Source organism: Nostoc sp. DedVER02, assembly GCF_034530675.2.
Taxonomy (GTDB): Bacteria; Cyanobacteriota; Cyanobacteriia; order Cyanobacteriales; family Nostocaceae; genus Nostoc.
Genome location: NZ_JAVRCP020000001.1, coordinates 793980 through 819333, shown reverse-complemented (window position 1 = coordinate 819333; position 25354 = coordinate 793980). Strand labels below are relative to the sequence as shown.

Sequence of the window (25354 nt, the reverse complement as noted above, 5' to 3'; positions counted from 1 at the left end):
ATTACTTATGGGTAATCATGAGAAACAAAGGGTATTTCTATGACTTCACCCTCAGTTTGTCCCACTTGGACTTTTAAGCCTACGCCACCAGCCTTGGTGCGAATATAACCTAGTCCAAAGTAACCATCAGCCGTTTCTGTGTAACTGGTAAGTTTACCAACCTTTTCATCTCCAACTGCGATCGCACTTCCAACTTCCACAGGGGCACTGAGGCGAATACCCAAAAGGTGTTGTTTTACACCTTTATATGTATTTAATCGAGCGATGGTTTCTTGTCCGATATAGCAACCTTTGTTAAAAGAAATTGTCTGCCACAAACCAACTTCTAGAGGATTGTAATCGTCTGTGAGTTCGGAATCTGGGGCTGGACGGCCTTGTAAAATTCGCAACGCATCCCAAGCGCGATCGCTCATCTCTACTGCCCCAGCTTCTAACAATTTGTTCCACACTATCGCTTTGTCAGTATAGGGGAAAGTTAAGGTGTATCCGGGCGCAGCTAATCCACTACCCACAGCAATCCGTACTCCTTCGGCGGAAGCTATTGTGTATACTTTGTGACTTCCATAAGGTTGACCGATGAGTTCGCCAATACCCAACTTTTCTAAAACAGCATCGCTTCCTGGACCAATCAGGCTGAAGGTGTTGGTATATTGTGTGATATCAGATAATTCCACCTTGTCGGCAAAGAAAATATATTTATCCAGCCATTCCATGAGAAACTGGCGGCGATTGGGTGAAACCAGGAGGATTACCGCATCTTCTCTAACGTAGGCGGTGACTAAATCAATTGTTCTGGCTGTGGAGGTGACAAAAACTGTATCGCAACCTTGCCCAGGCTTGAGTATTTGGAAATTGTTAGTACTTTGGTTGTGTAAGAAATTGAGGCGATCGTCGCCAGCTACCTTGATACGTCCCCAGGCGGTGCGATCGCATATAGCAACCCCAAATTTGGCGGCTTGGATAGCTGCTGTGTCTTTATCGTCAATTATAGATGTTGGCATAGTGATGAGAAGTTGCCCTGTTTCAATGTTGTCGCACTGGAAATCTTAGCAAATAAGCGTTTGCAGCTTCAATGGCTTAGGGTTGAAAGGGGTTATGCTTAAAGCGATCGCTTACACTACGGAAAGTATCTGTAAACATCTTTCCTGTGCAATACCTTTAAAAAAAGCACTACAGTCTCTGATACTGCAATTCCAACTCTGTAGTCTCCAATTCTGATGCGATAATAGTTACCATCTGCTTGGAGTTTTTTAATATTACTTATATCCGCTAGATTTTGGCTATTTTCTACTTTTCAATAACCACCTTAATCTTTTTAAGTAAGGCTTCATCCCGAATATTATTTAAATCTTTCTAAAAACTTTTTCTGAACTCTATATTTATCCTTTCCTGTCCAAAATTTTGAAAATAGCTTCGCGGCTGACAGTTTCAGTATTTTCACCTTCTTTAATTGCCCTTTCTAAGGCTATATCTTCCATAATTTCTGCCAATAAATCATAAAGTACTTCTTTCTGCTCTTGAAGTACCTCAACAATTGCTCTTTTCAAGAGTTCTTTATTAGTCTTAGCCTTAACACGTTGTAAAGCATCTAAAAGACGTGCTGCATTCTCAGGTGATTGAAATAAGTATGCTGTCTCTATGATGCTATTAAGTTCCGCAGTAGGAATTACGGACACGCTTTCAGCACCTTCATGAGTAACAACTACAGGTTCACGATTGCTAATTGCCTCTTCGTAAATTTTTTCAAAATTATTGCAAGCTTCGGTGTAGTTTGTTTTATTAGACATTTTTTGTTCCTTAATTTATCTGTTACTCTTCGCTGGTAGGTAACTAAAGAGTTGCTTTAGCTTGAATTTCTTGAATAATGGTTAAAATTTCCTCTTTTGATTCAATATGCCTTGCTAGAACTTCAGCAGTTGATTCAAGTACGCGCTCAGAAAATAATTTAGCTAAATCTTGCCGCAAACTCTGCCCAATGTAAAACTTGATTAATGCTTCAAGTGTCATATCTCGATTAGCTGCAACTTTTTTGAGCGATTCCAATGTATCTATTGGTATCTTTATTGATAGTGTTTCTGTAGGACGAGGTTTTAAGTGTAGTTCGAGTTCTTCATCAGGCTTGTTCATATAACTTTCTTTCAGTGCTAGTATCTGGACGGGCGGAAATTATACGTGTTCGCCTACTGCGTTCTAGATAAACTACGAGCAATAAGCGTTGAGAAAGAGAATAACCCAAGATTAAATCACGCTGTTCATTATTAGCGGTAGCATCACCCACTTGGTAGAAAGGGTCAAAAAATACCTCTGTCGCTTCTTCAAATTTAACACCATGTTTTTCAATGTTGCTTTGTGCTTTATTTTCATCCCATTCAAATTCAACACCTTGTAGGCGATAAACAATATTCATCTATAAATTTTGTTTTTGGACTAAGCGCTCTCCGTAATATTTTATCAAGATTATATTCCTTAACTTCTTTAAAAAGGTACATTAATATCATCAGACATATCGTACAACTCCATATTTAGTAAAATTTTCCCAAAGTACGTAATAAATTCTTGTAATATCTCTCTCGAATTTATAAACATTTGCCATGTGTAATCAAATTCCTTATCTTCACGAATACATAGATAAGTTTTACTGTCACTCACATTATATTCACTAAACCCATTCAAACATATTGTAGTTAATTCATCTTTATTATGATCATAATACTCTGGTTTCTGTTGATCATTCAGATAAAAATCACCTGATGTTTTCCTTTCTACTTCTAATGTGTTCCAGTATTTAGGATTAAGTGAATCCAAAAATAAATTTTCTTTACTGGGTAATACTAAAAATCTCGCTGCTATACTTTCGGAAAAAAGTTTATATTCATAAATATATACCCAATATTTAAAATTTAGCAGATATGGATCTAAAATAAGCTTATTAATAGAAACACTTAAACCACCGAATAAACTTTGTTTTAGAAATAGTTGATATCGTTTATCTCTCTCTCCAGGATTTTTAAGTCTATACCCTATACATTGTGATGCTTTGTTCATCTTAAAGTGTTGCTCAAAACCGAGCGCCTCAAGTATATTGATAGCCAAATCAATTCTTCTCCAGATTCTTCTAAAATTTTGTCATCTGACAAAACTAAAGAAGCCACGCCGTCATAGTTTATCTTTTCCGATTGGTTGCTAGTTTCATTAGTAATAGCAGGAGAGCAATTACTTACCCACTCAGGTTTGTGCTTGAGAAATAGATCCTTTAACTTGTCTCTTAAAGTATGATCGCCTGGAAATTCGCTTTTAATACCAAAATCTTTATATACATTTGAGATTTGCTTGCGTACAGTTCCTTCCGCACGTCCTCTAGACTGAGCAATCTCATTATTAGTGTGTCCAGCCAGCAACAACTTTAACACCTCTACCTTACGAGGTGCTTTCTTTAGCATTTCTAAAGCTTCATTAAACTGCTGACTATTCATACTTTTCAGAATACCGCATTTCCCCTAATCTGCGTACTTTGCGTATTGCGCGTACTCATGTTTGCTTGATAAGTGTCCATTGCGTTGCGTATCTGCGTAATGAGCATGATATACACAGGAGTATTTGAGTGAACCAATGAAAAATGATTCTAGATTTGTCCAATTAGAAATACCAGGAATGGAAGAATTTCTTCTCCCAAGGAAAACTGGCTCAGAAACAACCAAGATGACTCTACAAGCTATTACAGATATTTCGGCTAAGAATTCAGATAATCAAATCACATTCCATCAATTAGAAATACCAGGGATGGAAGAATTTATCGCCAAATTGAAAACACAGCCAGAACCTAACAACTCAATTGACTACAGCCGCGTGATTGAAGATTTTGCTGCTTGAAGAAGCGATCGCCTTACCCCATAAGCCCACGTATGTGGGCTTTGTATTCTATTCTGAGGGCTTCAACCCTCTGGCAATTTAGCAAACGCCTGTTCAACTAGCTCTTTTGCCTTAGCATCCAAACGCAGCCAATCCACCTCACCCAGTTCATCGATTAAACTAGTATCAATATCAGCGCCTTCCTTGTTTGGGCTGTATTCAATAAAACACACTTGATAACACAATTCCCATAAATCGATACTCGCTTCTTGCTGTTGACGCTGCAAACGTAGATGATATCCTGGATGGGGCATCGGCAGACGAGCCAGAGTCTCTCTGATTTCATCTGCTTCTTGGGGTGTTGCAGTTTCCATTGCTTGCAACAACTCAGTCACCAATGCTTTGATTTCATCAGTGGTGCTAGGCGGCCAAATCAAGACATCGTGGTAAGTTCCAGTCCAGGAAGATTCATCAAGGGACTTGCGGATATTGTCGATAACGCGAATGAAAGCAGGCTGCATGAGGATTTCAGCCTGCTGCCATGCAACTGAGTTTGTTATTTTAGGTGGCATTTGGTAATAAACAGGGGCACTAAAAGAGAAAATAAACAGTCTGCGTTTATTAAAAAGCTGCGTTTTTAATCTAAATCTTTTCTCAAGATAGCGGATTTCATTGAAGAAAATTTGGAGATATTTATTACTAGCTGGAAAATTAGGTAATAACTCTGGGGAGTGAATATGATAGGCAAGCTACTAGACCATCGTTACCAAGTAATTCGAGTCCTCGCAATGGGAGGATTTGGTCAAACTTACATTGCCCAAGATACAAGGCGACCCGGCAACCCGATTTGCGTTGTCAAGCACCTCAAGCCCGGAACTGACCCCAGAGTTTATGATACTGCTAAACGCCTATTCAACAGCGAAGCCGAAACCTTAGAAAAACTAGGCAACCATGACCAAATACCCAGGCTTCTAGCATACTTTGACGAAAACCAAGAATTTTATTTAGTTCAAGAATATATTGAAGGACATACCCTAGCTGAAGAACTTATATCTGGTAAGCCCTGGAGTGAAAGCCAAGTAATTCAATTGTTGCAGGAAGTTCTGGAAATTCTCGAATTTGTCCACCGCCAAGGCGTGATTCACCGCGACATCAAGCCGGATAATATCATCCGTCGCGCCTCAGATAATAAGTTAGTTTTAGTAGACTTTGGCGCAGTGAAACAGCTGCGTACACAACTGGTAACAGTGGGCGGACAACCATCTGCCACAGTAGTTATCGGCACTCCTGGCTATATGCCTACAGAACAAGGGCAAGGTAAACCCCGCCCCAACAGTGATATTTATTCTCTTGGTATCATTGCCATTCAAGCATTAACAGGATTACAGGCAACAGAATTGCAAGAAGACCCGGAAACGGGCGAGATCATTTGGCAGCAATCAGTAACCGTAAACTCCCGATTGGCGGCAGTCTTGTCAAAAATGGTGCGTTATCACTTCAAAGACCGCTACCAAAACGCCACGGAAGCACTGCAAGCATGTAAAGATGCGATTAATCCAGTACCTACACTTTCTCCACTCCAAGAATCCACCAAATCCCGACCTCAAGTATCTCGGCTGCAAACGATTGCAGTTGCACCAGCAAATCCTGTCAAGCCTGCCCGTCAAGACTCTGGTAAATCCGATCCTTGGCCAATAATAATTGGCATATTATTAGCTGGTGGTGCGGCTGCCTTGGTAGCAAATGTCTATCCAAATGTGAAAAATTTAGCTTTAAATCTTACAGGTAAGGATACCGTTTTAGCAAATAAATGCTCGGCTGTTGTCGTCGGAGATTCTAATATTCGTTCTGAACCTAGTTCAATAAATTCTGATAATGTTCTGCAAACAGTTGGTGATAATACCAGTTTCGAGGTAACTGGTAAGCGAACAAAAGCAGGTTGGATAGAAGTTAAACTTAAATCTGGTCGTTTGGCTTGGGCACACTCGGATGTGATAACCAATAATCAAGAATGGGCTTCTTGCCTGCGCGAAAAAGGCATTGCAACTAAGACAGTAAATGATAGCAGCCTGATTGCGACTCGACCGACTCCCAAGGCAAAAGCAAAATCTAGGGATGTAGCAACTCCATTACTAGAATTGCCGAAGGGGTCGAATCCCGACGTTGGGAAATCGCAGCCTAATGATAATAGTGCCAATATTATAGAACAAGCAAAGCAGAAGTATGATTCAGGAGATATAGTTGGAGCGATCGCACTTTTAAAATCGGTTCCGGCAGATGCTGCTTCTGGTATCCAAGAGACGGGCAAAATGATTGCCCAGTGGCAGGACGATTGGGCAAAAGCTGAGGCATTATCTAATGAAATCAATAAAGCAATAGATGATGGAAAGTGGGATAAAGTTTTAGATTATAGAAATCATCCAGAAAAATTGCCTAATACTAAATACTGGCGCAACAAAATAGAACCATTATTTAAGCAAGCAGCCGCAAATCTGGCAAAACAGGCACTAACTCAGCTAAAAAATCAAGGTAATCAGAAGAGTACTCAACAGAAACTTCCTGATACTAACCAACCTGCCACTAAGGAGAATCCCAATACCACAGAAACTCCTAAAAGTGGCTTTTAACAGTTAGAGGGTGTTTATAAATAAAAAACGTTTCCAGGTAGAATCTGGAAACGAGATTTTTAATCGGTGTTTATCTATTAATTTGATTTTCTCGATTAATGCATTTCGTCGTATTCTGGGGCTTCAACTCGTCTTGCTTCCATCCGCGAAGCAGGCAAAAACTCAGCGCGACGGACTGGAACCAAGGGCGGCGTATTTCCTTGGTAAGGGTGAATTACTTGTACAGTACGGGCTGGACGCTGCCGTGGCGAGAATAAAGCCAATACCCCAGCGACGACAACACCACCACCAATAGTCAGAGTTGCGCCTCCCACAGCCCAAAGCATGGGTGAAGACCACCAAGAAGGATTTTGCTGCGGCTGGAATGCTGCTGCTTTTTGTTGATTCAACTGCTGGGCTTGTTGCCACTGCTGCTGAGTATTGAAATTTTGAACTTGGCCTTGAAGTTGTTGATTTTGAGCCTTCAGCTGTTCGTTATCGTTTTTTAAACGCTCCAACTGCATCTGCGTGTTCAGCTTCTCCATCTCTAGGCGCTGGTCAGCACTGGTAGCGGTCGGTGGCTGATTAGGATTGGGATACATTGGTTGCCCATAAGGGCCGTAAGGAGAATACATTTGTGGCTGCATTCCCGGTGCTACTACCCCTGGCATTTGCGGAGCAACAGCAAAGTTGGGTTGTAGGGGGGTATTTGTTCCTTTGAGCAATACGAGAGCCGCCAGACCAGCTACGGCGACCCCGCCGATAAACGCCATACTCTCACTCATCGCCTATGCTCCTCGGTTGCGACGTAACTATAATCATTTGTGACTGACTCACTCTCACACTCACACTCATAAATTATGCCTACTTGACTTCACATAATACTCAAACTATAAGCGACCGTATCAGCTAGTTTTTTTACATCATGATATCTGATGTTAATATTCAAAACCATAATGGTCAAATTGTCTACCAAACAAGGCTAAAAAAACTACACTGTTATACTTTTTAATCTACTTTTCTCGTCTAATCAAGAGGAGTATTTGTGCTGGTGTTAGTAGTCTTGATGGCTGCCTTGAGACTTTGGCAAAATTGGGCGATCGCCAAAAGTCCTTGCTCTGGTGTACCTTCTGCTAAACGTTTCACAACAGCGCTCCCCACGATCGCAGCATCTGCCCCCCATTCCTTTACCTGACGGGCTTGTGCAGCTTCAGAAATCCCAAAACCTACACCGATGGGTTTCTCAGTAACACCACGAATTTGTTTGAGTAAATCGGACACGCGGTTTTCCAGTTGCGATCGCACCCCTGTAACCCCGGTGACGCTGACTAAATAAATAAATCCCAGGGATGAATGAGCGATCGCTTTTATCCGTTCTGCATCACTGGTGGGAGCGATCAACAAAATTACATCGATTCCCATCTTTTTAGCTGGTTCGAGCAAGCTTGCTGCTTCTTCCAAGGGCAAATCTGGTACTACCAATCCTGCTACCCCAGCCGCAGCTATTTCCTGGAGAAATTTATCAATTCCCCGATGCAGAATTGGGTTGTAATACATAAATAGGACAATTGGCGATCGCAGTTTGGGAGTAATCTCTTGCAACATTTCCAGCACCTGCTCCAACTTTGTCCCCCTTTGCAGGGCACGGGTAGCAGCAGCTTGAATCACTGGCCCATCAGCCAGAGGATCGGAATAGGGTACACCCAATTCAATAATGTCGGCTCCACTTTGATCTAGAACCTGTAACGCTTTTGCTGTCGTTTCTAAATCTGGATCGCCAGCAGTAATGAAGGGAATCAGAGCGCACTCATGATTGTGCCCAAGGGTTTCAAAGCAATCAGAAATCGCGGTCATTAGTTATTAGTCATTGGTCATTGGTCATTGGTCATTAGTCATTGGTAATTTGTAATTCACAAAGGACAAACGACTAATGACCAATGATAACTTTACACCTGAGATTGCTCTTCTTGTTCGATTTCGGCTTGAATTCGTGCTAGTTCTTCAGGAGTAAGCTCATCTAGCCGCTTTTGCAGAAAGTCTTGCTCATATTGTTCCCGTTGTTGGTGGTAGGTCATTTTTTGTCCCACCGCACGGAAAAAATAGGTCGCTAACCAGCCAATTAATCCACTGACTAGTAAGACTTGGCTCCATATACCAGCTTTCTGGTTATCCAAGCCGACTAGCTGCAATCCTAGATAAGCCAAGCCGCCGGCGATAAAAACACCTAAGCCAATTCCAATAGCGTCAATCCGTCGCATGAGATTTTATGACCTACCAATTTAGTTAAACTTGAACTTGTCGCCGTTGGGGTCGGAAATTTGCAAACGGCGATAAAACCAACAAACCCGGAAAGAAGAAAAACACTAAAAAGTACATCAACAAACGCTCGATGGAGCTAGCTACATACCAACGCTGCTTCAGGTAGAACAATACAGCAAGGGGGATTACCAGAAGGTAAGCTCCAGCCAAAATCAGATATAGCAGGGCGACAATCATAACTTTTTTGGTCTAAGCATCTGTTTTCCATAATAGGCTGAACAGCCAAACTGAGGGAAGTATAATCATGATGCTTTCAAGATTACTACGCCAAAATTCCTTTTTTATCCAGATTGATTGATAAAAGGTAATTTTATGCTAACATCGTAAATCTACTAGCCAATTAATGCTTTAGTCACACCAGATGGAAAACTCCTCTAGGTTAATTACGAAAAAAACTTCCGATTTGGGAAGCGATCGCACAATCTAGAAAAAATATTTTCAATCTAGTTGGACAAAAGACACAATTGATGGTGGAATAGATAAGGCGGTATTTGCTGCCTCCAAAAAATAGCTAGTTATACTAGTTATTTACCAAACACCTGCGGGGGTGTGGCGGAATGGTAGACGCTACGGACTTAGATAACTGAGCCTTGAAGGAGAAATCCCTCAAGTGGAAGCTCTCAAACTCAGGGAAACCTAAATCTGGTGACAGACATGGCAATCCTGAGCCAAGCCGAAGAAAGTCCTGAGTCATGAGTGTTGAGTGCTGAGTAAATTAAAACTCTTAACTCCTAACTCCTAACTCATAACTTTTCGGAAGGTGCAGAGACCCGACGGGAGCTACCCTAACGTAAAGTCGAGGGTAAAGGGAGAGTCCAATTCTCAAAACCTGATTTGGCTATAGTCATCAGGTAGCAGTGAAAACTGCGGGAGGATGAAAATCCGTTGACCGTAATAGGTCGTGTGGGTTCAAGTCCCTCCACCCCCACTAAAAATCGAAAACGCCAAAAGGCTCTTAATATAAGGTATGGGCGAGTTGTATTTAATTGTAAATCAACTCGCCCATATAGTTTTATATTGGACTTACTTCTTAAAACTAAGTAATTTCACTGCTCTTTTTGATGAAGCATTAAACAATTTTGGTTTAATACTTTATTTATGGTCAAATTTTATCAAATTTGTGTAAAAAGATTACTGAATTTCATAATAATAGATTGATCTATTGTTCACCAAGGTTAAGCTGATAGTAATAAGAACAGGAAGTCTTTTTATCCTGATAACTAGAATGAACGCTAATAGTTTATCAATTAGTCAGGAAGATACCCATAGTGTTACGTCTAGCTCTAGCCAGATAAATGTCCAAATTGCACAAGAAGAGGTTTATAGCTTCTTCATGGAAATTGTCAAAACTTTGTCGCCAGATGATGTTTTACGAGAATTCAAAGGTTTATTTATAGAAGGGCTGGATTTAGAGGATTCCGATTATATCCCTGGCATATATAGTGTTTTTTTAGATGATAATGAACAAGAGCTATGTAATACATTAAAACGGTGTTGCTACATTATAGTTAATAATTGGAAAACTAACAGAAAAGATAAATATATCCAAGAATTAGTTAACTTATTTGTTAATGAAAATCTCAAGATTAAGGAAAATAATGCTCCCATAGTAAAAACTTGTAAAACTTGGTTAGAAAATTTTGTCAACAGCAAAGACTACCAAGAATTGAAATTGTTTGCTGCTAAATATGATGAATCATCGAAAGGCCATTGGGCTAATCGCTATAGTTCTTATTTATTAATCGATCAATCTGTTAATAAAAATAATCCCATAGAGCAACAAGAGGCTGCTAGAAAGCTTTCTAAACAGATAAAAGAAAAATTTAAGTTTGAACTAGCAATGTATATTGCTCGTTCTCAATCGCCCGTTTCAAGCGCAACACGTTATAAAAATCCTAGTGTTTTAGGAGACCAGGCTCTGCGTTTAATAAAAGCAATTGTTTTAAAAAGAGGTGTTTTTAGCCATGAGAATATTGCCCATATATTTATTAAACAAACTCAAAATCAGACACTGGAGGAATTTAAAATTAATCTCGAAAAATACCTCTTTCTTTCTGTAGGCAAACAAGAATCAGTAGAGGCTTGGAAGCAGCAGTTTATAACTATTTTATCATCATGGAAGAAGGATTACGATCGGGAATTTGTTACTAAAGAATTGTTTTTGAGAACCTGTAATCGAGTAATTGATTGTTTGACAATAGAAAATGGGAAAGAGCCTTCATCATTATTTCTGTTATTAATTACTCAAGGTCATGCTTTAACATTGGTAATTATACTTTTAAAAATTATTTTAATTTGTAAAAATTCTCGTAGACATTTAGAAACTCGAATTGCTCATTTGATTAGGTTTTACGAAAACTATCCGGAAGAGGAGTGTAAAGGTGTAATCAATTTTATGGAGATTTTTAATATCACGTTTGCGATCTATGCAGAAAACGTAGAGTATAACTTGATTAAGATGGAAGAAAAACAAAGCAGTAATCCGCAATTGAATTTGGATGGTTATCGTGTGTTTTCACAGATGAAGGTAGATAGACACAAATAATTTTTGCCTGATTCATGATTTAGCAAGGCGTTCGTCTAACCAAGCGAAAGCAGCACCCGCAGTTTCAGCTAGAATACTAATAAGGCGATAGAGAGCGATCGCACTAAATACTACAGCTGCTGGAAAGTGATGTTGCAAAAGCTGATATGCAGTCGCTTCAAACACACCCAACCCACCAGGCGCACCCGGAATCACAAACCCCAACAGCCAAGCGCAACTAAAAGCCCCTAACAACAAAGGAATTTGATTTACATTCAACGAACCTAGCGCCAACATAGTTAATATAAACCCAGTGGCGCGTAGCCCCATAAAGCCCAATTCTCCTAACAATGGGCGTACAGGGTAATTTTTAAGACTGAAAGGAACAGTTGGTTTTGTCGCAGCAGACTTCTTTGCTTTCAATTTGTACAAAAAGCGAATAACTGGGTTTAAAAACCGGGGATGAATCGCAGCAAGAACTACAGCTAAACTCAGCAATTGCAGTATTTGGATAACAAAGGTAGTATCAGCCGCCGCAAATTGGCTACTGCATAAAACAATGATGATTAAAGCAGCCGCTAGCATGAGTAGCGGTTCCAGCAAAACGCTTAAAGTAGCTGCACCAGCAGAAATGTTGGCATTTTTGGCGGCGACAATTCGCCCGTAGTGATGCCAGATATTACCTGGTAAATATTTAGCGATGTTCGTTTTTAGGTAAACTTGGATAAATTGGCGAGATGACACAGGTTGATTTAACTCTTGCAGAATCCAAGTCCAGATCCAGCCTGCCCAAGTATGTGCTAGTAAAGTTACCCCTGTAGCGATCGCTATAATTGCCCATCCTACCCCATCAATGCGGATAGCAGTCACTCCACTCCAATTATCCTTCAAGGCTTTCGCTAAAAAAAATAGCGTTCCACCCAAAATTAGCCAGCGTAAAAATCGCTTCATGAATTTAGTAATTTAAAAGTAGAGCAACAAGGGGCTAATGCCTCAAATATTACATTACATCAGCTACCTATTCAAAGCTTTTGAAGTATCAAATAGGCTGATGTAGTTCTTTTTACTAAGATTATATTACTTTATTTTATATCTCTCTAGAGTTAGATAAAAATATTATTTCTGTACTAATTAAAATGTAGCCTGCGCTAGAGGTAAACAGTATTTTATTCTTCATATCCTTAATAGAGGTTATCGAAACTAAGCCAACCAAAACAAGCACAATAACTTGCTGACCAATTCAATGATTCAGCAAAAGCTTAACTTATTAATATTTTGGTAAGGAGGACTACGTGAACGCTGTGAGACTATTCTTGAAAAAAGTAAGATTGCGCCAGATATTAACTATCTTTTTAGCTGGACTATTGTTGATAGTTAGCACTGCTTGTAGTGGGGCAAATGCTCAAGGTGCAAATCCACAAAATCCTGCTGTCCAAGCTGGTGGAGCAAATAATCCTTATAAGAATGGTGGAGACAAGTATGGCAACTACAGAATGTCTCCCGATCCGAAACTAGCAAATCCAAAAGGTAATCAGGGACACGATCAAGCTAGCTTACAACCAAGTTCGGAATTGTTGATTGCTACAACAAACAGAGAATCCAAGATACTTTATCCTGGTGCTGAGACACCAGCAGGTCGAATCAACAAAGAAGCAGAATTGCCAATTATCACAGACAAGGACTTCCGAGAACCTGAACCAGGTGGTTTAATTCAGGATGAACCAAATGTAGGAAATCGGATTCAAGATCGGATTGAAACTGTCAAAGAGAATGTTGAAGAAGCTTCTGGCTTTTTAAACGATAAGGCAGATGAAGCCGCTGCCAGACCTGAATTACAACCAAATCCAGCAGTAGGCAGATAGAACTCTTATTTTATCTGAATACTGGAATGCAAAAATAATTTCAAATGCCCTCTTGGTTGAAGTTTAACTTAGTCACAAAAATGCAAGGAGTTTCGTACTATGAAAAAAGCAATGAATTGGCTCAAAAGCATTCGTCCCTTGAAAGTTTTAACTGTTTTTTTGGCAGGAATGTTTATATTTCTGACACAAGCTTGTGGCGATCCAGGAATAGCAACACAGCCACCACAACCTGAAGATCAATCACCTTATTCCAAACGATACGATCCCACAAAAGATTATCCTCTATCCTCTCCGGCTGGTGGGATGAATAACTTTAGTGATGTAGATCCTAGAGCAAAATTAGATGATAAGGCAGCGAATGACAGAGGTGATGCGCTGGCGAAAAATGCTCAAAAAAATATTGATCGGAAGGGAATTGACAGCCCAGAGCAATATGGCGAAAATTACAAACAAGGTACACCCTTTGGTCAAAGAGTGAAGAACCTGGGTGAAGATATCGGCAGTTCTGCTAGTGAATTAGGAGAAGGCGTAGCTAAGGGTACTAAGCGAGGAATTGAAAATCTGAAAGGAAATACCCAGAATGCTGCCGAAGATGTGACAAAAAACGTTCAGCGTGGGGCTGAAGATGCTAGTAAAAATGTTCAGCGCACAGCTGAAGATGCAGCCAACGCAGTGAATAAAACAGTCAGAGACGTTGATTAAATTAGTTATTTCATCTTGTGTAAAAAGATGAAAGTGCCCACAGACTAAAGTCTAGGGCTACCTAAAAAAAGCCTGCCTAAGCAGGCTTTTTTGGATTAAAGAGTGTTTAGAAACCACATCTTCTAAACAAGGTTTTACGTCAATACTACTGCCAGATATAAAATCCGCAATAGCAAGCTTAAACTAACTGCGTCCACAAGTTATAAAGTATGTGTAGATAAAACAGCGAGTATGTTGAGGAAAAAATCTGTATGACAAGCTACCAAGAAACTATAACTAGTAACGAATCTGTTAATGAGCTAATCGCCGAGACGACAAGCGTTAACCATCTGGAAGTAATTGAAAATGTCATCGACTCTTTAGAACAAGATGATAGTGCGATGGTTAGCCGTACTCCAGAGGGTGGTTATCTCTGGAAGTTTAAGTACGGAAGTGTGGAAGTATTTGTCCAACTCAACGGGACAACTGATGAAGACACTATAACGGTTTGGTCTGCGGTGCTAAATTTACCAGCTAAAGATGAACCTAAGTTGATGCGGTATCTGTTGGAGTTGAACTGCTCTAGCACTTTTGAAGCACGTTTTGGTATTATTGAAAACCGAGTGGTTGTGATTTCAACACGCACTTTAGCAGAATTATCTCCTGGCGAAGTGTCTCGGCTGATTACCATTGTAGCAACGATCGCAGATAACAACGATGAAGCCTTACAATCTGAATTTGGTGCAACTTGACTAATCGCTTCGCTTCACAGACGCGATGAATCGCGTCTCTACTCCTAACTCCTGTACAGACGCGATTCATCGCGTCTCCTAACCCTTGAATTCTAAAGTGTGGCGACTAATTCCTTTGCTAGAGGCGGCTGGCAATGTGCAGATGGCGATTGACCGATGGTTACTAGAACAGCACCAGCAAAGAAAGCATCCGTCAACTCTACGCTTTTATACTTGGTCGCCATCTGCCATTTCTCTTGGTTATCATCAACGCCAATACCCTGAATATTGGCAAAATTTGACTTGGCAAGGGCAAAAACTGGATTTAGTGCGCCGTCCGACTGGTGGACGGGCGGTTTTACACCAAGGTGATTTAACTTACGCTGTAATCACATCTGGAATTACGGGTAATCGCCTCCAGGTGTACGAAAAAATTTGTGAGTTTTTGATTCAAGGCTGGCGATCGCTCGGCGTAGAATTACATTATGGTAAAGAAGGGCGAGGTTACATCCACAATCCTAATTGTTTTGGTACAGCAACCAGTGCAGATTTAGTTTTGCCAGATGGTACCAAACTCATTGGTAGCGCTCAACTGCGACGTGGTGGGATAATTTTGCAACATGGTTCAATCCGTTTGCAACCGGATACTGAACTGTTTGCTCAAGTATTTGGTGCAGAATCTTTTACGACTGTACAACTATCTCAAAATCTGAGTGTGGAAAAGATTATTGCAGATTTAGTTACCGCAGCTAGCGATTGCTTTGATATGCAGATAGAGTTACAACCCCTCTCACCCTCTGAGTGGGAAGAAATTTTGGCACATCAACCCTGAATTTAGAGTGTAGGAGACTCTTTTAAATACCCTGCTGCGACACAATCATCAATCAATTGCAAAACAAAGGGCCACAGTTCCGGCGCACCTGTTTCTACTGGTGCTACCCGTTTCATCACTTGGTCGCGTCTAATACCATGAATGCGCCAAGTTCCACCCTGAGTTTGCTGATTGTGCAGCAAGGGTTGTATCCGGTCTAGGGCTGCGGCAAATTTAGCTGTGGGTGTTTTTCCTGCTTCAAACTCATCCCAAAGTAAACGCAACTCGCTACCTTGGTCTGCTGGCAAAAGTCCGAATAAACGCAATGCTGCTTGTGCTTCTCGTTCGGCTTTACTGTCATTACCCTGCACATCGTAACAAAAGGTGTCACCTGCATCAATTTCTACCAAATCGTGAATTAGCAGCATTTTGATGGCATGGAATATATCAACACCCTCTGGGGCATAATCTGCTAATGCGATCGCCATTATAGCTAAATGCCAAGAATGCTCTGCACTATTTTCCCGGCGTGACCCATCAATAAGCAGGGTTTGGCGCATCACATGTTTCAATCGATCAATTTCGATGATGAATTGAATTTGTTGAGTCAGCCGAGTGATTTGCACCTGAATTTTTGATTGGGGTGAGGTTTTCTGGATTTTAGACTGTAGGTGATTATCTCAATAATTCCAGCATATTTGCAAGTACTCGTTTTTACATACCAATTAAAAAACGTCTGGGAGTGTTGCCGTGTTTCCACCCCAGACGTTCTTTATTTTTTAACTTGCTCCTCACACAGCTAAATACTATCACTGCTTCAATCAAAAGGCGTTTATAGTAAGTGACAGTTTCAAAACTGCACCAATAATCCAATTCTTGTATGCAAATTAAAAAATGCCTGGGAGTGTTGCCGTGTTTCCACCCCAGGCATTTTTTATTCTCAACTTGCTCCTCACACACGATTAGATAATATCACTACTTCTATTAAATGGCAAGTATATTGAGTGACATTTTCAAAACTTCACAATCAATCCGATTTTTGACAAATTAAAAAGCGCTTGGGAGTGTTGCCGTGTTTCCACCCCAGGCGCTTTTTATTTTTAACTTGCTCCTCACACACGATTAGATAATATCATTGCTTCAATCATAAAGAAAGTATTTAGTGTGACACTTTGTAAACTGCACACCCATTAAGCAATGATTTAGTGTAAAAAATGACGTACACCAGTTAAGACCATCAGTAAACCCAGTTCGTTAGCAGCTTTGATAGAATCCTTATCGCGCAAACTTCCACCCGGTTGAACGATGGCTGTAATACCTGCGGCTGCGGCTGTTCTGACTGAATCATCAAAGGGGAAAAATCCATCACTGGCAAGAATTGCACCTTTGGCTTTATCTCCAGCTTGTTCTAGGGCGATTTTAACTGAGCCGACGCGGTTCATTTGACCAGCGCCTACTCCTAGTGTAGTGCGATCGCTTGTGACAACTATGGCATTTGATTTAACGTGTTTGCAAATTTTCCAAGCAAACAGTAATTCGGCTAATTCATCGGCGGTAGGTTGGCGTTCGGTGACTACTTGCCATTGACTAGTATCAGCAATTATGTCATCGCTAGCTTGGACAAGGAAACCACCTGCGATCGCTTTTACGGTATCCTTATTCCCACTGCTCAAATCTGATAGAGTTAAAACCCGCACGTTAGATTTTTTACCAAGGATTTCTTGAGCTTCAGCATCACAACTTGGTGCAACCACACATTCTAGAAATGTTTTAGTTAATTCGCTAGCTGTAGCCGCATCAATCGGGCGGTTGAGTGCGACAATACCACCAAAGGCAGAAGTAGAATCAGCATTGAAAGCTTTTTCGTAAGCTTCAGCAATCGTACTTCCGAGTGCTGTACCACAGGGATTTGTATGTTTGATAATTGTTGCTGCTGGGGTATCAGTGAATTCCGCAATAATTTGGCGTGCAGCTTCTAAATCAACTAAGTTATTGTAACTAAGTTCTTTGCCTTGCAATTTCGTTGCTGCTGCCCATCCTGTTGGGGTAGTACCAGTTTGATACCAGGCGGCGGGTTGATGGGGATTCTCGCCGTAACGCAGAGATTGTAATTGTGTGCCGCTAAGGGTGTACTGCTGTGCATCTGCCAGGTAAGATGCGATCGCTTGATCGTAACTAGCAGTATGAGAAAATCCTTTTAAAGCCGCCTTTTGCCGAAACTCTAGGGATGCTTCCCCATTATTTTGCCGCAATTCCTGCAAATACTCGTCATACTGGGCTGGATCGCATAATACAGCCAGATGAGCGAAGTTTTTCGATGATGCCCGTAGCATAGCCGGGCCACCAATATCAATTTGTTCAACAGCTTGAGCTAATGTTACCCCTGGTTTAGCGATCGTTTCCTCAAAAGGATATAGATTCACCACCACTAAATCAATTGGGCGAATTTGGTTATTTTCTAAATCTGTAATATCTTGGGGAACATCTCGCCGCGCCAAAATTCCGCCATGAATCCGGGGATGTAGGGTTTTGACTCGGCCACCTAAAATTTCTGGAGAACCTGTGTAATCAGCAACTTTGGTAACTGGGAGTCCCGCATCTTTGAGGGCTTGGGCTGTTCCCCCACTGCTGATTAAATCAAAGTCGAATTCTTCAACTAAGCTACGGGCTAGGTCAATTAAACCAGTTTTGTTAGATACACTCAGCAGGGCTAGACGCGCCATTGATCGATTCCTTAAAAGTAGGCTGTGAAGCAAAGGATCTCAAGTTTTGCATAAGCCTTGGTTCACTTCAAGACCATTGCTTGTTTCGGTAAAGGCTACCTGAAATTGTGAAATATATGTATTATAGAAATACTACTCTGGTAAAGGTATATGTAGTCCCCCGATCTCAATCAAATTCAGTTCAATCACGAATGGTAACAATTCTTAGATAAGAGCTTCTAGGAAACTTACTTGTTCGTAATAGTTCGCTGCGAAATTATTTGATTGTAGTTACCAACGTAGAAAAGTCATGGAACAAATTTATAAATATCCGCGTACCCATCACATTGAAGGGTCGCGGTTGCAAGCTGGAGATGAAGACCTCAATAGCATTCCTTTTAGTGCTATCAAAAATCAGTACGTAGTAGTTGAAGAAAAAGTCGATGGCGCAAATGCAGCTATTAGCTTTACAAGTGATGGACAAATCCGACTACAAAGCCGTGGACACTATTTAACTGGTGGGGTGCGAGAAAAGCACTTTAACTTGTTTAAACAGTGGGCACACACTCACGCCGCAGCATTTTGGGAAGTTTTGGGAAATCGTTGTATTCTCTTTGGAGAATGGTTGTATGCCAAGCACACGGTATTTTACGATGCCTTACCCCACTACTTTCTAGAGTACGATGTGCTGGATTTAGACAATCAAGTATTTCTAAGCACTAAGAAACGTCAGCAGTTACTTGCTGGGTTGCCACTAGTTTCAGTACCTGTATTGTTTGCTGGTGAACTCCAATCTTACAAGCAACTCATTGGGTTGGTAGGTAAGTCCCATTATCAAACTGCTGCACATTTGCAACGTTTCCAGCAAACTTGTCAGGAACTTGGACTTGATGTTGAGCGCTCCCTCAAACAAACTGATCAAAGTTCTTTGATGGAAGGTTTATACATCAAAGTTGAGCCGAGAGATATCGTTACTTATCGGTATAAATATGTGCGTTCCAGCTTTTTAACAACCATTCTGCAATCGGATGGGCATTGGCTCAACCGACCGATAATACCAAATCATCTGTGTGTTGATGCTGATTTGTTTGCATCACCTTCTAGACTTGGTGGCGAAGGACGGTTATAAGTCATTAAAAATACAAAAACTTAGGATAGCGATATGAGTACTTCAGTGCAACTTTGGTCATTTCCTTATTGCCCTAATGAAAGCGACTGGTCGATAAATTGGTCGGCATTGGAAGCAAAATTTGCTTGGTTGCGATCGCTTGCTAATTGTCCCCAAGACCCACGCTATCATGCTGAAGGTAATGTTCTCATCCATACAAAGTTAGTATGCGAGGCATTAGTAGCATTACCTGAATGGCGGGCATTACCAGCTAAAGAACGTTCTGTATTGTTTGCTGCGGCTTTGCTACACGATGTTGCTAAACCTGCTTCTACTCAAATAGAAGCAGATGGCGGCATCACTTCCAAAGGTCACGTTCTCCAAGGTGCAAAAATGGCACAGGAGATTCTCTGGGATTTGCATGTGCCTTTCCATGAACGGCAGGCAATTGTGGCTTTGGTAAAATATGGTAGCTTACCCTTGTGGTTTTGGGACAAACCCAACCCCGAACGAGCAGTCATCAAAACGAGTCAAATCATTCGTTGCGATCTGCTGAGTTTGCTAGCAGAAGCAGATGTGAAGGGTCGCTACTGCGACGATCGAGTACAGTTATTGGAACGGATCGAGTTTTTTCGGGAATTTTGCCAAGAAAATCACTGCTTTGAGCAACCGCGAGTATTTCCGTCAACACACAGTCGGTTTGTTTATTTTCAAAAAGAAGATAGTAACCCAGACTATGCAGCTTATGATGACACGCGTTTTCAGGTGGTGATGATGTCAGGATTACCTGGTTCGGGAAAAGATACTTGGATTAAAGAAAATCTTCCTGAGTGGGGCGTAATTTCTTTAGATAAACTACGAAAGACAATGGGAATTGATCCTAAAGACGATCAAGGTGTAGTAGCGAATGCAGCTAAGGCGATCGCTAAAGAATATATGCGAGATGGAAAATCTTTTGTTTGGAATGCAACCAACCTCAGCCGCCAACTGCGGGGGATGCTAGTTCGTTTGTTTGTGAGTTACCAAGGCAGTATTCGCATTGTGTATTTGGAGACACCTTGGGAAGAACTGCTTAAAAGAAATGGCGATCGCACTGCAAAACTACCAGAGCAAGTACTTTACCGGATGAAAAATCGCCTAGAAGTACCCGATATTACCGAAGCAGATGCTGTAGATTGGGTAGTGGAGTGAATTTTAACCTTAAATACTAAGTCTGCTTGAAGAGATAGGATTTATAAGAAGAAAAAATTTAGGAGTAAACCTCTGTCTTTACAAGCTATTACCGTTCCCCCTGAAACTTCTCAACCACCCGCAGGCTTAATCGTCACTTTGCATGGTTGGGGAGCTAATGCCGAAGATGTAGCATCTTTGTTACCCTTGCTCAACTTACCTAATTACCAGTTTATATTACCCAATGCACCTTATCCTTATCCCTATTCTCCGATAGGGAGGGCATGGTATGACCTGCGGGTAGAGAATATGTATGAAGGATTGCCAGAAAGTCGGCAACTACTAATAGATTTTTTGCAATCTTTAGAAAGTACCACTGGTATACCTTTGTCACGTACCATTTTAAGTGGATTTTCTCAAGGTGGGGCAATGACTTTAGATGTTGGTTCCAAATTGCCCCTAGCAGGTTTAGCTGTTATGAGTGGGTATTTACACCCTGATGCAGTAACGGCAGATCAAAAAGGGATTCCACCAACTGTAATCAGCCACGGGAGATATGATGAAGTTGTCCCACTGCAAGCTGCTTTGAAGGCGCAAGAAACTTTAAAATCTCTAGGAGTGGCGCTAGAATACCACGAATTTGATATGGGGCATGAAATAAATCTACAAACGTTAGAGGTGCTACGGAATTTCGTTGTCAATGTAATTGGCTAGTCAGAATTACGAATTTTTTATAAATTCTGGTATAAATGCTGAAAATTTTCACGAAATCTATGCCTTCTAATGAGTAATATATATAGGGTGGCTGCGTTCAGCGCAACTTAACCCATGCTGAAGGCGAATGCTGCATAAGGGAGGGGCTAGCATTATGACAACTCTAAGCATTTCCAGGAAAGAAATTGCTGCCATTACTCCGGCAGAAGTAGAAGAACTGGCTGAACGTCTGGATCTGGATAATTACAGTAATGCTTTTGATGGTTTAAATGATTGGCATCTATTGCGAGCGATCGCATTTCAGCGTCCAGAATTAGTTGAACCCTATATCTACCTCTTAGATTTGGAACCTTACGATGAAGCTTAGTTGAGAGTTAGGAGAGACGCGATTAATCGCGTCTGTACAAAAGTTAGGAGTTGGAAATTAATATTAGTAACTACTTGCTCCTAAATTACTACTTACTCCTAACTTTTTACTATGACTAATCCAAAGTTGAACAGGGTTCTAATATCTGTAGGTGGCGGTATCGCCGCCTACAAAGTTTGTGAATTAGTTTCAAGGCTGTTTAAAACTGGGGTGGAAGTTCGAGTTATCCTCACCCGTTCAGCGCAAGAATTTATTACTCCTCTGACAATAGCCACCCTATCTCGTCATCCCGCCTACACAGATGATGATTTTTGGCAAGCAACTCACTCTCGTCCGTTGCATATTGATTTGGGTGAATGGGCAAATGTTATGGTAATTGCCCCTTTGACAGCTAATACGTTAGCCAAGTTAGCCTATGGGATGGCTGATAATTTACTCACAAATACCGTGCTAGCTTCTACTTGTCCCGTGCTGTTAGCACCGGCAATGAATACGGATATGTGGGAACAGGTATCGGTGCAGCGAAATTGGCAACAGCTATTAATAGATAGCCGATATCATGGGATGAATACAGGATCGGGTTTATTAGCGTGCGATCGCATCGGTGCTGGTAGATTAGCAGAACCTCCAGAAATTTTGGCTCATATCCAATCGTTGTTACACACTCAAGGCAAACGAGATTTAGTAGGTAAGCGAGTCTTGATTAGTGCTGGAGGAACGCGAGAGTTTCTTGACCCAGTTAGATTTATTGGTAATCCTTCCACTGGTAAAATGGGATTAGCTTTAGCGCAAGCCGCACTTCACAGAGGGGCAAACGTCACCCTAGTACATGGCCCAGCTAATTGGGATGTACCATTAGGAGTACAAGCAATTCCCGTAATTAGTGCCGAGGAAATGCAGCACGCTATGTTGGAATATTTACCCAACGCTGATTTTATTGTTATGTCAGCAGCCGTGGCAGATGTGAAGCCAAAAAATTATAGTACAGAAAAATTGCCCAAGCGATCGCTCCCCCAAGCCTTACCCCTGGAACCAGTACCGGATATAGTCGCCCAATTAGCAAAATTTAAACAGCCGCATCAAATATTAATTGGTTTTGCCGCACAAAGTGGTGATATTGTCAAGCCAGCATTAGAAAAACTACAGACTAAAAAACTAGATGCTATTGTTGCCAATCCTATAGACCAACCTAATAGTGGTTTTGGGAGTGATAATAATCAAGCGATATTTTTAGATAGCCAAGGAAATCAAGTAGAAATTGCCCCTTGTTCTAAATTAAAAATGGCTCATCATTTATTTGATTTTGTCATCAATTAAAACTTTCGTTCATGCGCTGTTCTAAAAGTTCTAATAATCCATCTACATCCTTCCCAACTTGCTCAAAACAAATCGGTGGCGCTGGTTCAGGTGCAAACTGAATTAACTTAATTTCACCCTTCCCAATGCCAATCATCACAACTTCCACTTCCGGTTTATGATTCTCGACAATTCCCAAAATTTCCTGAAGTCGATTTTCAACTTTAATATTTAAATTCTCTATCTGCTCTTTTGGACAATAAACAAAATGGGGCGTTGGTTGTAAATCAATACCAACAGTACCCTGACTCTCACCATTTGCTAACCACAATCCCCAAAACAGTGCCGCCAATTCCTGCTGATTTGCTTTTACAAATTTATCCAACTGGCTACGCCACTTGTTATCACCCGATTCTGGTTGATTATTGCCAAAAAACATAAATAATTCGTAATTCGTAATTCGTAATTGAGACAGAAAAAAGACGGGTAAATTCTCTTAAATCTGATTGTACACGCCAGAGACTATCATAAATCCCAGATTTATCCAGCTAGATTCTACTAATGTCCCATGTTCCATGACATAAATGCAATCAGCGTTGCGGATGGTGGGACAACGATACCCAATTTTCTGATAATTTTGACTTTTTTCAGAGATGTCTATAATAAAGGGGCTTTTACCTGCATCCTCTTTAAAGCTGCTGGTATATGCTTAATTACCCGCATATCATAGTGTGCATCAAGAAACTTTGTATAAGAGTTGAAATTGAATATGACAATCTCTGATATCGTCGAAGAACCACAGCTTATGCGTTTGAATCGCTGGTTTAGTAGATTGCGTGGCGATTTGACGGGAGGACTAACAGCAGCAGTGGTGGCATTGCCCTTAGCTTTAGCCTTCGCGGTAGCAAGTGGTGTGGAACCAAAGGCGGGACTTTATACTGCTATTGTGGCGGGAATTGTCGCGGCAATTTTTGGTGGTTCCCCAGTACAGATTACAGGGCCGACAGGGGCAATGGCTGTAGTTTTGGTGGGAATTGTCGCCAAGTACGGACTTGAAAAAGTTTGGATTGCTGGGGTGATGGCTGGGATTATCCAAATTGCCTTGGGCGTTGCCAAACTGGGACAGCTAGTGAAGTTTATTCCCTATCCAGTGACGGCAGGCTTTACCAATGGTATTGCCGTAATTATATTTTGTGGTCAATTAAATAATTTCTTTGGTTTACAACTACCACGTAGCGAACATTTTTTACCGGGACTTTGGCAAAGTTTAACTCATGTAGAAGCTCTAAATTGGGATGCTGTTGGGTTGGCAATGGTGGTGATGGCAGCCAATATTTTATGGCCCAGAATTAATACAACAATACCGGGTTCTTTGGTGGGGTTGGTGTTGGCAACGGGGATAGCAACTTATTTCCATCTGAATATACCGACAATTGGCAGCATTCCCCAATCTTTACCGATGCCCCAAGGTATTCCCCACTGGAATGATTTTAGTGTGATTCGAGAACTGATTAATCCGGCTTTGGCTTTGGCGGCACTGGGAAGTATTGAATCGTTACTGTCGGCGGTTGTGGCTGATGGGATGACAGTGAGCGAAAAGCACAATAGCGATCGCGAATTAATTGGTCAAGGATTAGCAAATATCATTATCCCATTTTTTGGCGGCATTCCGGCGACAGGTGCGATCGCTCGGACTGCTGTTAATGTCCGTTCTGGCGGCAAAACTCGGCTATCTGGGGTAATTCATGGCGTTGCTTTAGCCATTATCGTTTTAACCTTAGCACCCCTAGCAGCACAGATTCCTTTAGCAGCACTCGCTGGCATTTTGATGGTGGTTAGCCTGCGAATGATTGAGTGGGAAGCCATTGGTTTATTGATGCGTGCTACTTACTCCGACTTTGCAGTGATGATTCTCACCTGGCTAGTGACAATCTTGTTTGATTTAGTTCTCGCCGTAGAAGTGGGATTGATGGCAGCTGGAGCATTGTTCATCAAACGAATGAGCGATTTAAGCCTAGTTAAAATACCTGAAACCGAAGTATTTCCCCCCGGTATTCCTTTGGAATTAGGTAAAGAAATTGCCGTTTATCGCGTAGATGGCCCCGTATTTTTTGGTGCTGCTGAACGGTTTGCTACCTTCCTCCGCGATGAACCAGAAGTGAAATATTTAATTCTCCGGTTACGGTTTGTGCCAAATATGGACACAACTGGGTTAGTAGCTTTAGAGGATATTTACCACGACTTGGAACGCCACAATTGCCGCTTAATTCTCACAGGTTTACAACCCGAAGTCAAACAACTATTAGAACGAACAGGATTGTTAGAAACAATTGGGTTATCAAATTGTTTTGAAACAACGACAGATGCTATTTGTTCTATTTCTCCTCAAATTCGAGAATGTTCTCAACCTATTGCGGCTGACTTGAAAACAAAAGAATTGATGGAATTAAATGACTGATCGTATTTTGCCGTTCACAGAGCAAAATACAGCAGTTTTCTTTTGCATTTTGCGTTTAAGTAAGTTGGCGCGGAAAAACCCAAGTATATTACGAAACATAAATAGTCTTAAAGTCCTTACTAATGACAAAGGACAAATGACAGCCTTCACCAATTA

General features: G+C 41.1%; 29 protein-coding genes. 13 read left to right on the top strand and 16 right to left on the bottom strand.

The window, feature by feature from the left end; all coding sequences use genetic code 11:
• Positions 1 to 5: 5 nt before the first annotated feature.
• The 7 genes from RMZ41_RS03645 to RMZ41_RS03615 all read right to left on the bottom strand — a co-directional run bounded on the left by RMZ41_RS03645 (position 6) and on the right by RMZ41_RS03615 (position 3473).
• Positions 6 to 1001: a folate-binding protein gene (locus tag RMZ41_RS03645; protein WP_322644208.1), complete on the bottom strand. Its 996-nt coding sequence runs from the start codon at positions 999 to 1001 to the stop codon at positions 6 to 8.
• A gap of 116 nt (positions 1002 to 1117) precedes the next feature.
• Positions 1118 to 1213 carry a type II toxin-antitoxin system RelE family toxin gene (locus RMZ41_RS03640; RefSeq protein ID WP_409874715.1) on the bottom strand — a complete coding sequence of 32 codons (96 nt, stop codon included), beginning with the start codon at positions 1211 to 1213 and terminating at the stop codon, positions 1118 to 1120.
• A 166-nt stretch (positions 1214 to 1379) separates the two neighbouring features.
• The gene (locus tag RMZ41_RS03635; protein ID WP_322644209.1) at positions 1380 to 1787 is read right to left on the bottom strand and encodes a type II toxin-antitoxin system Phd/YefM family antitoxin; all 408 of its coding nucleotides are present in this window, start codon (positions 1785 to 1787) and stop codon (positions 1380 to 1382) included.
• 43 nt (positions 1788 to 1830) lie between these two features.
• Positions 1831 to 2127 (bottom strand): hypothetical protein, encoded by a 297-nt coding sequence (locus RMZ41_RS03630; RefSeq protein ID WP_322644210.1) that lies wholly within the window; start codon positions 2125 to 2127, stop codon positions 1831 to 1833.
• Entirely contained in the window at positions 2114 to 2407 is a 294-nt protein-coding gene (locus tag RMZ41_RS03625; protein ID WP_322644211.1) for a BrnT family toxin, read from the bottom strand. Before RMZ41_RS03625 ends, RMZ41_RS03630 begins: the two co-directional genes overlap by 14 nt.
• A gap of 68 nt (positions 2408 to 2475) precedes the next feature.
• Positions 2476 to 3045 (bottom strand): hypothetical protein, encoded by a 570-nt coding sequence (locus RMZ41_RS03620; RefSeq protein WP_322644212.1) that lies wholly within the window; start codon positions 3043 to 3045, stop codon positions 2476 to 2478.
• The gene (locus tag RMZ41_RS03615; RefSeq protein ID WP_322644213.1) at positions 3042 to 3473 is read right to left on the bottom strand and encodes a helix-turn-helix transcriptional regulator; all 432 of its coding nucleotides are present in this window, start codon (positions 3471 to 3473) and stop codon (positions 3042 to 3044) included. The genes RMZ41_RS03620 and RMZ41_RS03615 overlap by 4 nt, the downstream gene beginning before the upstream one ends.
• A 136-nt stretch (positions 3474 to 3609) precedes the next feature.
• Here RMZ41_RS03615 and RMZ41_RS03610 point away from each other — a divergent pair, with 136 nt between their 5' ends.
• Entirely contained in the window at positions 3610 to 3870 is a 261-nt protein-coding gene (locus RMZ41_RS03610; protein ID WP_322644214.1) for a hypothetical protein, read from the top strand.
• Between the two features lie 62 nt (positions 3871 to 3932).
• Here RMZ41_RS03610 and RMZ41_RS03605 read toward each other — a convergent pair whose 3' ends face one another.
• Entirely contained in the window at positions 3933 to 4421 is a 489-nt protein-coding gene (locus RMZ41_RS03605; RefSeq protein ID WP_322644215.1) for a hypothetical protein, read from the bottom strand.
• Between the two features lie 165 nt (positions 4422 to 4586).
• Between RMZ41_RS03605 and RMZ41_RS03600 the strand changes: the two genes are divergently transcribed.
• Positions 4587 to 6476 carry a serine/threonine protein kinase gene (locus RMZ41_RS03600; RefSeq protein ID WP_322644216.1) on the top strand — a complete coding sequence of 630 codons (1890 nt, stop codon included), beginning with the start codon at positions 4587 to 4589 and terminating at the stop codon, positions 6474 to 6476.
• 95 nt (positions 6477 to 6571) lie between these two features.
• Here the strand turns inward: RMZ41_RS03600 and RMZ41_RS03595 are convergent, their stop codons facing one another.
• From RMZ41_RS03595 to ndhL, 4 genes are all read right to left on the bottom strand, one after another.
• Positions 6572 to 7240 carry a heterocyst differentiation related protein gene (locus tag RMZ41_RS03595; RefSeq protein WP_322644217.1) on the bottom strand — a complete coding sequence of 223 codons (669 nt, stop codon included), beginning with the start codon at positions 7238 to 7240 and terminating at the stop codon, positions 6572 to 6574.
• A gap of 241 nt (positions 7241 to 7481) precedes the next feature.
• Positions 7482 to 8309, bottom strand: coding sequence for a tryptophan synthase subunit alpha (trpA, locus tag RMZ41_RS03590; RefSeq protein ID WP_322644218.1), 828 nt, complete (start codon positions 8307 to 8309; stop codon positions 7482 to 7484).
• A 92-nt stretch (positions 8310 to 8401) separates the two neighbouring features.
• Positions 8402 to 8713: a DUF3007 family protein gene (locus tag RMZ41_RS03585; protein ID WP_289797391.1), complete on the bottom strand. Its 312-nt coding sequence runs from the start codon at positions 8711 to 8713 to the stop codon at positions 8402 to 8404.
• Positions 8714 to 8738: 25 nt separating this feature from the next.
• Positions 8739 to 8951, bottom strand: coding sequence for an NAD(P)H-quinone oxidoreductase subunit L (ndhL, locus tag RMZ41_RS03580; protein WP_322644219.1), 213 nt, complete (start codon positions 8949 to 8951; stop codon positions 8739 to 8741).
• A gap of 1048 nt (positions 8952 to 9999) precedes the next feature.
• Between ndhL and RMZ41_RS03575 the strand changes: the two genes are divergently transcribed.
• Positions 10000 to 11319 (top strand): hypothetical protein, encoded by a 1320-nt coding sequence (locus tag RMZ41_RS03575; RefSeq protein WP_322644220.1) that lies wholly within the window; start codon positions 10000 to 10002, stop codon positions 11317 to 11319.
• 12 nt (positions 11320 to 11331) lie between these two features.
• Here RMZ41_RS03575 and RMZ41_RS03570 read toward each other — a convergent pair whose 3' ends face one another.
• Entirely contained in the window at positions 11332 to 12249 is a 918-nt protein-coding gene (locus RMZ41_RS03570; RefSeq protein ID WP_322644221.1) for a lysylphosphatidylglycerol synthase domain-containing protein, read from the bottom strand.
• Between the two features lie 341 nt (positions 12250 to 12590).
• Here RMZ41_RS03570 and RMZ41_RS03565 point away from each other — a divergent pair, with 341 nt between their 5' ends.
• The 4 genes from RMZ41_RS03565 (at position 12591) to RMZ41_RS03550 (ending at position 15404) form a co-directional block, all read left to right on the top strand.
• On the top strand, positions 12591 to 13160 hold the full coding sequence (locus tag RMZ41_RS03565) for a DUF6658 family protein (RefSeq protein WP_322644222.1): 570 nt from the start codon (positions 12591 to 12593) through the stop codon (positions 13158 to 13160).
• 99 nt (positions 13161 to 13259) lie between these two features.
• Positions 13260 to 13862 (top strand): hypothetical protein, encoded by a 603-nt coding sequence (locus tag RMZ41_RS03560; RefSeq protein WP_322644223.1) that lies wholly within the window; start codon positions 13260 to 13262, stop codon positions 13860 to 13862.
• Between the two features lie 251 nt (positions 13863 to 14113).
• Positions 14114 to 14593 (top strand): YbjN domain-containing protein, encoded by a 480-nt coding sequence (locus RMZ41_RS03555; protein ID WP_322644224.1) that lies wholly within the window; start codon positions 14114 to 14116, stop codon positions 14591 to 14593.
• Between the two features lie 142 nt (positions 14594 to 14735).
• A complete protein-coding gene (locus RMZ41_RS03550; RefSeq protein WP_322644384.1) occupies positions 14736 to 15404 on the top strand; it encodes a biotin/lipoate A/B protein ligase family protein in 669 nt (222 codons plus the stop codon).
• A gap of 2 nt (positions 15405 to 15406) precedes the next feature.
• Here RMZ41_RS03550 and RMZ41_RS03545 read toward each other — a convergent pair whose 3' ends face one another.
• Positions 15407 to 16009 (bottom strand): HD domain-containing protein, encoded by a 603-nt coding sequence (locus RMZ41_RS03545; protein WP_322644225.1) that lies wholly within the window; start codon positions 16007 to 16009, stop codon positions 15407 to 15409.
• A 576-nt stretch (positions 16010 to 16585) separates the two neighbouring features.
• Complete coding sequence (gene purH / locus RMZ41_RS03540; RefSeq protein WP_322644226.1) at positions 16586 to 18106, bottom strand: bifunctional phosphoribosylaminoimidazolecarboxamide formyltransferase/IMP cyclohydrolase; 1521 nt, start codon at positions 18104 to 18106, stop codon at positions 16586 to 16588.
• A gap of 289 nt (positions 18107 to 18395) precedes the next feature.
• Between purH and RMZ41_RS03535 the strand changes: the two genes are divergently transcribed.
• The 5 genes from RMZ41_RS03535 (at position 18396) to coaBC (ending at position 22761) form a co-directional block, all read left to right on the top strand.
• Positions 18396 to 19214: an RNA ligase family protein gene (locus RMZ41_RS03535; RefSeq protein WP_322644227.1), complete on the top strand. Its 819-nt coding sequence runs from the start codon at positions 18396 to 18398 to the stop codon at positions 19212 to 19214.
• Between the two features lie 33 nt (positions 19215 to 19247).
• Positions 19248 to 20384 (top strand): AAA family ATPase, encoded by a 1137-nt coding sequence (locus RMZ41_RS03530; RefSeq protein ID WP_322644228.1) that lies wholly within the window; start codon positions 19248 to 19250, stop codon positions 20382 to 20384.
• Positions 20385 to 20471: 87 nt separating this feature from the next.
• A complete protein-coding gene (locus RMZ41_RS03525; RefSeq protein ID WP_322644385.1) occupies positions 20472 to 21077 on the top strand; it encodes an alpha/beta hydrolase in 606 nt (201 codons plus the stop codon).
• A gap of 154 nt (positions 21078 to 21231) precedes the next feature.
• Positions 21232 to 21444, top strand: a complete 213-nt coding sequence (locus RMZ41_RS03520) for a DUF2555 domain-containing protein (protein WP_322644229.1) — start codon at positions 21232 to 21234, stop codon at positions 21442 to 21444.
• A 111-nt stretch (positions 21445 to 21555) separates the two neighbouring features.
• The gene (coaBC, locus tag RMZ41_RS03515) at positions 21556 to 22761 is read left to right on the top strand and encodes a bifunctional phosphopantothenoylcysteine decarboxylase/phosphopantothenate--cysteine ligase CoaBC (RefSeq protein WP_322644230.1); all 1206 of its coding nucleotides are present in this window, start codon (positions 21556 to 21558) and stop codon (positions 22759 to 22761) included.
• On the opposite strand, the gene RMZ41_RS03510 is transcribed toward coaBC, so the two are convergent.
• Positions 22754 to 23179, bottom strand: coding sequence for a hypothetical protein (locus tag RMZ41_RS03510; protein ID WP_322644231.1), 426 nt, complete (start codon positions 23177 to 23179; stop codon positions 22754 to 22756). The genes coaBC and RMZ41_RS03510 overlap by 8 nt on opposite strands.
• A gap of 330 nt (positions 23180 to 23509) precedes the next feature.
• Here RMZ41_RS03510 and RMZ41_RS03505 point away from each other — a divergent pair, with 330 nt between their 5' ends.
• Positions 23510 to 25198 carry a SulP family inorganic anion transporter gene (locus RMZ41_RS03505; RefSeq protein ID WP_322644232.1) on the top strand — a complete coding sequence of 563 codons (1689 nt, stop codon included), beginning with the start codon at positions 23510 to 23512 and terminating at the stop codon, positions 25196 to 25198.
• Positions 25199 to 25354 lie beyond the last annotated feature (156 nt).